At 40.4% G+C, this 10,763-nt stretch carries 10 protein-coding genes; 6 read left to right on the forward strand and 4 right to left on the reverse strand.

Features of this window, described 5'->3' with window-relative positions:
• Positions 1-15: 15 nt before the first annotated feature.
• Positions 16-966, reverse strand: a complete 951-nt coding sequence (locus tag OW255_RS00080; protein ID WP_024837882.1) for an alpha/beta fold hydrolase — start codon at positions 964-966, stop codon at positions 16-18.
• A 228-nt stretch (positions 967-1,194) separates the two neighbouring features.
• Between OW255_RS00080 and OW255_RS00085 the strand changes: the two genes are divergently transcribed.
• The 4 genes from OW255_RS00085 (at position 1,195) to OW255_RS00100 (ending at position 4,275) form a co-directional block, all read left to right on the forward strand.
• The gene (locus OW255_RS00085) at positions 1,195-1,965 is read left to right on the forward strand and encodes a ParA family protein (protein ID WP_024837881.1); all 771 of its coding nucleotides are present in this window, start codon (positions 1,195-1,197) and stop codon (positions 1,963-1,965) included.
• A gap of 2 nt (positions 1,966-1,967) precedes the next feature.
• On the forward strand, positions 1,968-2,915 hold the full coding sequence (locus tag OW255_RS00090) for a ParB/RepB/Spo0J family partition protein (RefSeq protein WP_268115220.1): 948 nt from the start codon (positions 1,968-1,970) through the stop codon (positions 2,913-2,915).
• Positions 2,916-2,939: 24 nt separating this feature from the next.
• Positions 2,940-3,446: a DUF4446 family protein gene (locus OW255_RS00095; protein ID WP_024837879.1), complete on the forward strand. Its 507-nt coding sequence runs from the start codon at positions 2,940-2,942 to the stop codon at positions 3,444-3,446.
• A gap of 433 nt (positions 3,447-3,879) precedes the next feature.
• Positions 3,880-4,275, forward strand: a complete 396-nt coding sequence (locus OW255_RS00100; RefSeq protein ID WP_268115221.1) for a pyridoxamine 5'-phosphate oxidase family protein — start codon at positions 3,880-3,882, stop codon at positions 4,273-4,275.
• A gap of 5 nt (positions 4,276-4,280) precedes the next feature.
• On the opposite strand, the gene coaW is transcribed toward OW255_RS00100, so the two are convergent.
• Positions 4,281-5,123 (reverse strand): type II pantothenate kinase, encoded by an 843-nt coding sequence (gene coaW, locus OW255_RS00105; RefSeq protein WP_024837877.1) that lies wholly within the window; start codon positions 5,121-5,123, stop codon positions 4,281-4,283.
• Positions 5,124-5,599: 476 nt separating this feature from the next.
• Between coaW and adhE the strand changes: the two genes are divergently transcribed.
• Both adhE and OW255_RS00115 read left to right on the forward strand, forming a co-directional pair.
• Entirely contained in the window at positions 5,600-8,215 is a 2,616-nt protein-coding gene (gene adhE / locus OW255_RS00110; RefSeq protein ID WP_268115222.1) for a bifunctional acetaldehyde-CoA/alcohol dehydrogenase, read from the forward strand.
• Positions 8,216-8,370: 155 nt separating this feature from the next.
• On the forward strand, positions 8,371-8,991 hold the full coding sequence (locus tag OW255_RS00115; protein ID WP_024837875.1) for a DUF3267 domain-containing protein: 621 nt from the start codon (positions 8,371-8,373) through the stop codon (positions 8,989-8,991).
• Between the two features lie 67 nt (positions 8,992-9,058).
• On the opposite strand, the gene nudC is transcribed toward OW255_RS00115, so the two are convergent.
• A complete protein-coding gene (gene nudC / locus OW255_RS00120) occupies positions 9,059-9,904 on the reverse strand; it encodes an NAD(+) diphosphatase (protein WP_024837874.1) in 846 nt (281 codons plus the stop codon).
• Between the two features lie 136 nt (positions 9,905-10,040).
• The gene (locus OW255_RS00125; RefSeq protein ID WP_024837873.1) at positions 10,041-10,637 is read right to left on the reverse strand and encodes a biotin transporter BioY; all 597 of its coding nucleotides are present in this window, start codon (positions 10,635-10,637) and stop codon (positions 10,041-10,043) included.
• Positions 10,638-10,763: the final 126 nt, after the last annotated feature.

Consider the following 10,763-nt stretch of genomic DNA (forward strand, 5'->3'; position numbering starts at 1 on the left):
ATTTATAGAATTGGTTTAAACAAAAAACATCTGGATGGTATGGAGTAGCTCGGCAGGATTTTCCAATTGTGGTAAATACTTGGAATTATTTATAAATGAGCTTTCTATGGCCGGATTGTATCTTTGATATTCGTGAATGATATCTTCCATATTTTCAACATCCTTACCACCTACGATATAGATGCTGTTATCAATTTTCTTTAAAGGATTAACAATGTTGCACTTGGTGTAATTACAGGTAACGCTTGCATATAAGGATTTTGGAGAATCCCCAAGGTGGGCGGATTCATAATAGGTATCAATCATGGAGTTTTTTACAGAGTAGGGGTTGGAAAAATAATCTTTTGTAAATTCCTCTTTGATGGCCTGCTTGCTGGTAGCAATGTTAAAGAGCAGCGTTCCGATGATAGGTAAATCTAAAATGAATTTATAGACCTTGCTATGCTTGTTGGGAATCTGACTGCACATCAATAGACTGTCTGGATTAATCAGCATAAGTTGGTCAAATAATTCGGGAGCATTGTTACATGCCATCACTGCCAGAGCAGAAGAGGAACCAGTAGCAATTACATTGGTCCGATGTCCAATTTCGGATTTAATAAAATCTGAAATCATCTGCACGTAAAGATAATTGGTGTAAGTAAGGTCTGGCTTTTCAGATCTTCCACATCCTAAGAGATCAATGGCATAGACTGTGTAGTGATCCTTCAGACTATTGATCATCTGATTCCATTCTACGCCGCTTCCGTGAGCGGATAAATTGTGAATTAATAATAGTGGTTTTCCAGTTCCTGTTTTTGTATAATGAATATTGCCGAAGCGCCATTTATAACAATGAGCCTTCGTATCAGATAATAGATTTTTGGAGGTTGCAGATAGTTTAATACATTTATTAATGACAGCAGTAGCAGCTGCGGCACTGGCGGATAAAACGAGAAGAGTCAGTAATTTGTTCTTTGTTTTCATTATTTCCCTCCTAATGTAGAATAATCTCTTCCTATTATAATATAATCAATATGGACTTACAACGGCAAACATATTAATTTATTCTTAAGCTTGGTAAAATGTTTCACGTGAAACATTTTTTATAAATTCTGTATTTTTTTTACAGGAAACCATAGGAAAAAAAAATAAAGTATGCTATACTCTAGTTTGAACTGCAATTTCCGGATGTTATACAGGAGAAAACGAATAATGGGAAGAATCATTGCGATAGCAAACCAGAAAGGCGGAGTCGGTAAAACGACTACTGCAATCAATTTGTCCGCATGTCTTGCTGAGGCTGGACAACGGGTATTAGCTGTGGATTTTGATCCACAGGGAAATGAAACCAGCGGGCTTGGAATTGAAAAAAGCACCGTGGAAAAAACCATCTATGATCTGCTGGTAGGAGAGTGTGAAATTGATGAATGTCTGATTACCAATGTCCAGGATAACCTGGATTTACTTCCCTCTAATGTAGAGTTGGCAGGAGCTGAAATTGAGCTGTTGGAAATCGAGAACAAAGAAAATCTCCTTAAAACATATCTTGAAAAAGTCAAGAAAAACTATGATTTCATTATCATAGATTGTCCCCCATCACTTAATTTATTGACAATCAATGCCTTAACCGCCGCAAACACTGTTTTAGTGCCGATTCAATGTGAATATTATGCTCTGGAAGGGTTGAGCCAGGTACTAAAAACCGTAGGTTTGGTAAAGAAAAAGCTGAATCCTTCCTTAGAAATGGAAGGCGTTGTCTTTACTATGTACGATGCCAGGACAAATCTTTCCCTGGAAGTTGTGGAAAGCGTAAAGAATAATTTAAATCAAAATATCTATAAAACCATTATACCCAGAAATGTCAGACTGGCGGAAGCTCCCAGTCATGGAATGCCAATCAATTTATATGATTCCAGATCAGCCGGAGCAGAAAGCTACCGGTTACTGGCGGCCGAAGTAATAAGCAGAGGAGAAGATATCTAGATATGGCAAAGAGAACAGGTTTAGGAAAAGGACTTGGAGCAATTTTTGGAGATGAGGTCATGGAGTCGGCGGCAGAGGAACAGGAGATAAAGAATCATCAGAAACAGGAAGCTGCGGAAGCAGCCGCGAAAAAGGATGAAGTTCCCGATTTTGAAACCGGAAAAGAGATGTTTTTAAAACTATCTTCCATAGAGCCTAACCGGAATCAGCCTAGAAATGAATTTAAAGAAGACTCACTTTTGGAATTAGCAGAATCCATGAAAGAATATGGGGTTCTGCAGCCACTTTTGGTGCAGAAAAAAGGGGATTTCTATGAAATTATTGCTGGTGAACGCCGATGGAGAGCTGCGAAGCTGGCAGGTCTGAAAGAAGTTCCAGTGGTTATCCGGGAATATACAAAGCAGCAATCCATGGAAATTGCCTTAATTGAAAACGTTCAGAGAGAAGATTTAAATCCCATTGAAGAAGCAAAGGCGTACCAAAGACTGATGCAGGAATTCAGCTTAAAGCAGGAAGAGATTGCTGCCAGAGTTGCAAAGAACAGGGTTACCATTACCAATAGCATGCGGCTTTTAAAGCTGGATGAAAGGGTTCAGGATATGCTTATCCAGAACCAGATTACAGGTGGTCACGCAAGAGCCCTCCTTTCTGTTGAGGACCCAGAGCTTCAGTTCCAGCTGGCTGGTAAGATTGTGGCGGAAAGCTTAAGTGTCAGAGAAGTAGAAAAGCTTGTAAAATCCTTATCAAAAAAGAAGGAACCAAAGGAAAAGAAGGAAGAGGATGTGAGTCTTTCCCTGATTTTCCGTGAATTAGAAGATCGGATGAAATCTGCTATGGGAACTAAAGTCAGCATCAACCGTAAGGATAAGAATAAAGGAAGAGTGGAAATCGAGTATTATTCTGAGGCTGAATTGGAAAGAATAGTAGAATTGATAGAATCCATAAGGTAACATCATAAAAGTGAGGACGAACGAATGGATAACAGTATGTTAACTCAGCTGCCGGTTGACCCAGCTTTTTTAATCTTGGGGTTGGCAGTGCTTACCATATTATTAATGATTATTGTAATCATATGTCTGATTCAGATGAGAAAGCTGTACCGCAGATATGATTATTTCATGAGAGGGAAGGATGCGGAGACCCTGGAAGAAATCATTATGGACCAGATGGAAGACATCTCAGAGCTAAAGGCAGAAGATCGGGCTAATAAGGATTCTCTTCGAAATACCAATAAAAACTACAGAAGTGCCTTTCAGAAGTTTGGGCTTGTAAAATATAATGCATTTAAGGGAATGGGAGGCAACTTAAGCTTTGCCATGGCAATGCTTGATTACACCAATACCGGTTTTGTTTTAAACTCCGTTCATAGCCGGGAAGGATGTTATGTATACATCAAAGAAGTAGATAGAGGCGAAACAGACGTTTTACTTGGAAGCGAAGAAAAGGATGCTTTGGAAATGGCATTGGGATATCATTCCTAAATAGAATAAAAAGCAGGTGCGATTGGCTTGTACGATACCTTCAGCGTAGATTTGACTCATTACCGGGTCTATTTGAAGGAGGGGGCGTACGGCTGGGCACCTGCTTTTTATATGCCATAAGAGATTGATTATTTACATAAAAGGTCATTTCGGTCGGGAGGGACATTATAAGCTATAAGATGATTTTTGCTAACGTGATAGAAAATAAGCTCAAAGGGCACCAGATCGACAGCAGATAAACCCTGGAGGTACTAACGTGACAGAGCATTAGGACTATAGTTACTAGTGTGACAGAGTGCTAACCTTATCGTCCTTAGTGTGAAAGAGCATAAGAACTATCACACGATTATAAATTTATCTTGTAAATTCCAGGCCATGATATATAATAATTATTATCAAAATAATGTAGTTTCAGGAAAGGAACCGAGTATATATGGAAGAGATTTTAAAATATTTAAAAGAATGTGGTACCTTTTATCTTGCAACCATAGATGGAGATCAGCCGAGAGTTCGTCCATTTGGAGCAGTATGTGCTTTTGAAGAAAAGCTTTACATTATTACCAATAACAAAAAGCCGGTATTCCAGCAAATGTTAAAGAATCCCAAGGTTGAGATCAGCGGTATGAGTAAGGGAACCTTTATCCGGCTGGAATGTGAAGTTGTGCCGGATGACAGAAGAGAAGCCAGAGTCGCCATGATGGAAGAGTATCCAGGAGCATTAAGTAAAATGTATTCGGTTGACGATAACAAGATGGAAGTCCTTTACTTAAAGAATGCCAAAGCCTCCATAAATACTCTTACCGGCGAAAGCAAAGTGATTGAATTTTAATTAATTTATAATACTTGTTTCATGGCCATGCCCCGTTCTTCTGTAAGGGCGGCTCCGATGGCAGTGCTGTATTCTGCCTGTTCCGGAATAATAAAATGAACATCAAACATGGTCTCCAGAGATTGGAAAATCTCTTTACACTGAGGAAATTTAGCCAGATTTCCGGTCATTACAAAATCGTGGATGTTGCTGTTAAGTGATGAAAGGATCGCTGATTTTCCAATGACCTGGAGTACCATATGAATGATTCCGATTGCGATATCCTCCTCGGATACCAGATTGCGCACCTTGCCAAAGTTAGAGGCGGTGGCGGTCAGAGGAAGGCCGGGCAACGGATTCTTTGATATATCCTGAATCTGTAAATCTATATTACTTAAATCACCCCTGCTGGCTAAATCCATGATCTGGGTAATGTCCTGAGTCTTTAATAACAGACTGGAAAGTCCTACAATGGTTCCGCCGCCAATGCCGATGCCGCCAGTGTGTAAGATCTTATCTCCATTTACCTGGACAAGTGAGGTTCCGGTTCCCATACTTACAACGATCAAATCTTTTAATCCTGTAAAATATTGTCCTCCCAAACCATTTGAGGTAAATTCATCTACCTTATAGGTGGGAATTCCGTAAAGAGGCTGTTCCACATAAGCACTCCCTACCCCTGTGAGCATGATTTTCTCTATATCATTTAACTGTATGTTATTGTCATATATGAATTTTCCCAAAGCACCAAAAAGAGAGGCAATGGGATTATCTGCCTTAACAAAGGTGGGTATTTTTAATGTATGATCCTGAAATCCCACGATTTTCGTAGTACTTCCTCCAAGATCGATTCCGATGGTTATTTTCATAATTCCAAAATCCCCTTATATCTTTTCTAAAACCTAAGCCTTGCAATGATGAAAAAAACAAGAAATTCATGCTCTGACTTATAGTATGGTTCCAGGGCTAACTATAACATACATGATATTGCTTGCCAAGTTTTTAAATCCGTTCATTAGCACTGCTTCTTGTAAATGGCAAGAAAAGGCATTTGTCAGGGAATGGAAGAGTTTGATAGATTCCAGGGCATTTTAGCCTGATAAAATAGACAAAAACACCGATTTCCTTTATAACAAAGGAAATACAAGGTTAATAAGTAATTTTAATAAGTAAAAAAGTATTGATATTAGGTGAGTAACAAAAAACGGAACGAAGGAATAAAATGATAAAAAAATATATTGACAAAAAAATAACAATGTAATATAATGAAATCACGATACATCGTTAAAAAAATATCGAACTTAGTTAACCCACTATGCTCATATAAAATTGGAGGATATTCAAGATGGCAAAGAAAGAAGAACAGGTAAGAATCCCTGAGATCATTGATAGTGTAGATTCCCTCATCGCTAAGATGGACGCCATGAGAGCGGCTCAGAAAGTATTTGCTACCTTTACACAGGAACAAGTAGACAAGATCTTTTATGAGGCAGCAAGTGCAGCAAATAAATTAAGAATTCCATTGGCTAAGATGGCAGTGGAAGAGACTGGCATGGGTGTTGTTGAAGATAAAGTCATTAAGAACAACTATGCAGCTGAATATATCTACAATGCCTACAAGGATACAAAGACCTGCGGAGTCATTGAAGAGGATAAGGCATACGGCATTAAGAAAATAGCAGAACCTATTGGTGTTATTGCAGCCGTTATTCCTACTACAAACCCAACCTCAACCGCGATCTTTAAAACACTTATCAGCTTAAAAACAAGAAATGCCATCATCATTTCCCCACATCCAAGAGCAAAGAATTCTACCATCGCAGCAGCTAAAGTAGTGCTTGATGCGGCAGTGAAGGCTGGGGCACCGGAAGGCATTATCGGATGGATTGACGTTCCTTCCTTAGAGCTGACCAACGAAGTTATGAAGGGTGCAGATATCATTTTAGCGACCGGCGGACCTGGCATGGTAAAAGCAGCTTATTCCTCTGGAAAACCAGCCCTTGGCGTTGGTGCAGGAAATACCCCTGTTATCATTGATGATACGGCTGATGTTAAGATGGCTGTTAACTCCATCATTCTTTCCAAGACATTTGACAATGGTATGATTTGTGCTTCTGAGCAGTCAGTCACCGTTCTTGAAAAGGTTTATGATGAGGTGAAAAAGGAATTTGCGAAGAGAGGATGCTATTTCCTTAAGGGAGATGAGGTTGATAAGGTTCGTAAGACCATTGTAATCAACGGCGCTCTTAATGCAAAGATTGTAGGCCAGAAGGCTCACACCATTGCAAAGCTTGCAGGAGTTGATGTACCGGAATCCACCAAGATCTTAATTGGTGAAGTGGAAAGCGTAAACATTGAAGAAGAATTTGCTCATGAGAAACTTTCTCCGGTTCTGGCTATGTATAAAGCTAAGACTTATGACGAGGCCATTGAAAAAGCAGAGCAGCTGGTAGCTGACGGCGGATACGGCCATACAGCTTCCCTGTATGTGAATGTAAACGAAAAAGAAAAATTAGAAAAGCATGCGGCTGCTATGAAGACCTGCCGTATCTTAGTCAATACACCTTCTTCCCACGGTGGTATCGGTGATCTTTATAACTTTAAGTTAAGACCATCCTTAACATTAGGCTGCGGTTCCTGGGGCGGAAACTCTGTGTCTGAAAATGTAGGAGTAAACCACCTGCTCAATATTAAGACCGTTGCTGAGAGGAGAGAAAACATGCTGTGGTTCAGAAATCCAGAGAAGGTTTACTTTAAAAAAGGCTGTATGCCAGTAGCACTGAGCGAATTAAAGGATATCTATAACAAAAAGAGAGCATTCGTTGTTACGGATTCCTTCCTATATATGAACGGCTACACAAAGCCGATTACAGATAAGCTTGATGAGATGGGAATCGTTTATACCGTATTCTCAGATGTTCAGCCTGACCCGACCCTTGCAAATGCACAGGCAGGTGCTGCAGCAATGAGAGCATTCCAGCCAGATACCATTATCGCACTGGGCGGCGGTTCCGCAATGGACGCAGGCAAGATCATGTGGGTTATGTATGAGCACCCAGAAGTAGATTTTCAGGATATGGCAATGCGTTTTATGGATATCAGAAAGAGAGTTTACACCTTCCCTAAGATGGGCGAGAAGGCTTACTTTGTAGCCATTCCAACCTCTTCCGGTACTGGTTCTGAGGTAACCTCCTTTGCGGTTATTACAGATCAGGAAACTGGCGTTAAATATCCGCTTGCTGACTATGAGTTAATGCCTAATATGGCAATCGTAGATGCAGATAATATGATGAGCCAGCCTAAGGGCTTAACAAGTGCTTCTGGTATTGACGTTTTAACCCATGCATTAGAAGCGTACGCTTCCATCATGGCTTCCGATTATACCGATGGTCTGGCATTAAAGTCCATGAAGAATGTATTCAACTATCTGCCAACCGCTTATAATGACGGTACCAATGTTGAGGCAAGATGTAAGATGGCAGACGCTTCCTGTATGGCAGGTATGTCCTTTAACAACGCATTCCTTGGAGTTTGTCATTCCATGGCTCATAAATTAGGTGCTTACCACCACATTCCACACGGTGTGGCAAATGCCCTTCTCATTACCCTTGTAATGGAATTTAATGCATCAGAGGCACCTGCAAAGATGGGAACCTTCTCCCAGTACCAGTATCCTCATACACTGGAGCGTTATGCGGAATGTGCACGCTTCTGCGGTGTGGAAGGAAAAGATGATGCAGACGTATTCAAAAAATTCCTGGTTAAGGTTGAAGAGCTTAAAAAAGCCGTTGGTATCAAGGCAACCATTAAAGATTACGGCGTAGATGAGAAATACTTCTTAGAGACTCTTGATGAGATGGTTGAAAATGCGTTTGATGACCAGTGTACCGGTGCAAACCCAAGATATCCTCTGTTCAGCGAGATCAAAGAGATGTATTTAAAGGCTTACTACGGAAAATAAGAACAATCAAACAAAATAAAGATTTGTTGAGAGACGGCATAGCCAGAATTGGCTATGCCGTTTTTTGCAGGATGGAGTCTGGGGTGGATAGACGCTCTGTTTTATGTTAATATATAGGATAGGAACTAATATTGAAACGAATTGAGGGATGTAAGATGAAATTTATTAAAAAAATACCCCCAGAGGATGAAAAAAGGTCAGAGGAACTGGCGCATCATGGTTATAAAAAGCTAAAGGAACCAAAATCCGTAGGCGCAGCCATAGCAATTTCACTGCCACTTTCCATGCTTCTTATGGTTCTGGCTGGATTCTGGTGTTATTTTTTAAACCCAACATTTTTTGATTTTATGAGCGAAGAGGGGATGTCCATAGAGTTGACCTTTCATCTTTCCTCTATCCTCTATCTGGCAGGAATGGTTCTCTGTCTTTTGATTCATGAATTGATTCATGCCGTATTTATACCAAAGGTATGGAGATCAGAGAAGACCTACTGGGGATTCAACGGTTTGTTTGGCTTTGTCTATACCGAAGAGAAGCTTACCAAAGAACGGTTTCTTTTGGTATCCATTATGCCCCTTATTCTCATATCCTTTGTATTCCCTGTAATCCTCAATGCTTTTGGGATTTGGAGCCACTATTTGATTTTCTTAAGTGTGTTCAATGCGGGAGGAGCCTGTGTGGATCTTTTAAATATCGTACTTGTGACAGCTCAGGTTCCATATCGGGGATATGTGGTTTCTAACGGGTATTCTTCCTTTTATAAGAAAGCTTCTTAATGGATGAAATAAAAAGGTGCTCTGGATGGTCAGTCATGACCATTCCAGGCACCTTTTTTCATGATAATTATTGTGTTATCTTACCTTCTTTAAACAGCAGAATCATCTCGTGGGTAAGGCTTAAATTGGTGAAATCATTGGGGATATCTTCTGGGGCCATCCAGACGGCTGTGGATAATTCAGTTTCATCCAGATGAATATCTGGAGAACCGTCAAGCTCTGCCCAGTATCCCACTAATATGGAATCGCTAAAGCCCCAGGGCTGGTTCTTGTAATAACGGATATTCTTTACCTTGATTCCAACCTCTTCCATGGTTTCCCGCCGTACCGTATCCTCAAGGGTCTCCCCAAACTCCGTATAACCTGCAATGAGGGCGTAGCGGGTATACTCTCTGCCTGCATATTTGGTCAGCAAAAGCTTACCATTGTAAGTCACACCTACTATGACGGCCGGAGATATTTTGGGGTAAATAGTGTTTCCACAGGAGGTACAGACTGCGGCTCTTTCTTTTTTGCTTTTCATGGTAGGGGACCCACAGCAGCCGCAGAAACGATTGGTGATGTAAAAGCGGTGGAGATGCTGGGCTGAGACCGCAGCAAAGGAAACCCACATGGGAGTCAGTTCTCTTATGATGTTAGCTTTATAGAGCTTTAAATGATCGGCTTCTTTTAAGGAAATCTGGGATTCATCGACCAGATAGAAATCCATCTCATCGATGGAAAAGAGATAGTCACAATGGGACATGGCCTCTTCCTTAAGAGAGCCAAGTTCCTTAAATTGGGGAATAGTCTCTGAATCTTTATCAGAAAGTAGGATGCGCCCATCCAGAAAATACAAAAAGTAGCTGTCCTGATCTGGAGTTTTAATTGCAAAATCATTGCAGAATCTATGAGGAAAAATTTCCTGTATCATGGTGAATACCTTCTTTTTATCTGATTTTTAATGCATTAAAAACTATTTTAAATTCTATCACCAATCCTGTCAAGCAACCCCAGGAAAAATAAGGAAATAAAAAAGCCAGTACACAGGAAAGGTACTGGTCTTTTTGTCATATTAATTTCTGAACTGCTTTTCTCACTGGAACCCCAATGATGACTGCCAGGATGGTCAGAAGTATGTCCTTTGGTACAAATGCCACCATGGAATAGGTAAATACGCCGTATATGGAAATATCACCGGAGAGAGCTGCCCACTGAAGACCTCCAATGATTTCGTCCACGATCGTGCCCAGCACCGGAAGCAGAAACATAAGAAAGGTGTTAATGGTTTTATTCCCGGTCTTTGGCTTTAAGCCGCATAGAAAGACCATGAATACCCAGCCCCAGATGTAACCACCTGTAAGACCAAGGATTATATTAATACCGCCTCTAAAGCCGGAAAAGATAGGAAGTCCCACGGCTCCAAGAAGGATGTATACAACTGTGGCTAACATGCCAAGCCTCCAGCCGAGTATGATTCCTACTAAGGCAACGCCGAATATCTGAATGGTGATGGGAACCCCTGTAGGCAATGGAATGGAGATTTGGGAAATAACTGCAAGGACTGCAGCAAACATACCGGCAAGAGCCAGCTCCTTTGTGGTAAAAAGCTGTTTCACTTTTGTTTCGTTTCTCATATTGGTTTTTAATGATTGATCAGATCTCATGTATGATTTCTCCTGGGTTAAGTATCAATTTCTATTGGAATGTTAACATAGGAGAAAATGATTGTCAACTTAAAAGTTATTAATGGTTTACAATTCGTTTTCCCTTAGAAAAAAATTAATAGAAAA

Source organism: Lacrimispora xylanolytica (assembly GCF_026723765.1).
GTDB classification, from domain to species: Bacteria; Bacillota; Clostridia; order Lachnospirales; family Lachnospiraceae; genus Lacrimispora; species Lacrimispora xylanolytica.

What these genes read in the sequence shown, in the direction of transcription:
- OW255_RS00080 (WP_024837882.1), bottom strand. Translation starts at nt 966, where the DNA reads ATGAAAACAAAGAACAAATTACTGACTCTTCTCGTTTTATCCGCCAGT.
- OW255_RS00085 (WP_024837881.1), top strand. Translation starts at nt 1,195, where the DNA reads ATGGGAAGAATCATTGCGATAGCAAACCAGAAAGGCGGAGTCGGTAAA.
- OW255_RS00090 (WP_268115220.1), top strand. Translation starts at nt 1,968, where the DNA reads ATGGCAAAGAGAACAGGTTTAGGAAAAGGACTTGGAGCAATTTTTGGA.
- OW255_RS00095 (WP_024837879.1), top strand. Translation starts at nt 2,940, where the DNA reads ATGGATAACAGTATGTTAACTCAGCTGCCGGTTGACCCAGCTTTTTTA.
- OW255_RS00100 (WP_268115221.1), top strand. Translation starts at nt 3,880, where the DNA reads ATGGAAGAGATTTTAAAATATTTAAAAGAATGTGGTACCTTTTATCTT.
- coaW (WP_024837877.1), bottom strand. Translation starts at nt 5,123, where the DNA reads ATGAAAATAACCATCGGAATCGATCTTGGAGGAAGTACTACGAAAATC.
- adhE (WP_268115222.1), top strand. Translation starts at nt 5,600, where the DNA reads ATGGCAAAGAAAGAAGAACAGGTAAGAATCCCTGAGATCATTGATAGT.
- OW255_RS00115 (WP_024837875.1), top strand. Translation starts at nt 8,371, where the DNA reads ATGAAATTTATTAAAAAAATACCCCCAGAGGATGAAAAAAGGTCAGAG.
- nudC (WP_024837874.1), bottom strand. Translation starts at nt 9,904, where the DNA reads ATGATACAGGAAATTTTTCCTCATAGATTCTGCAATGATTTTGCAATT.
- OW255_RS00125 (WP_024837873.1), bottom strand. Translation starts at nt 10,637, where the DNA reads ATGAGATCTGATCAATCATTAAAAACCAATATGAGAAACGAAACAAAA.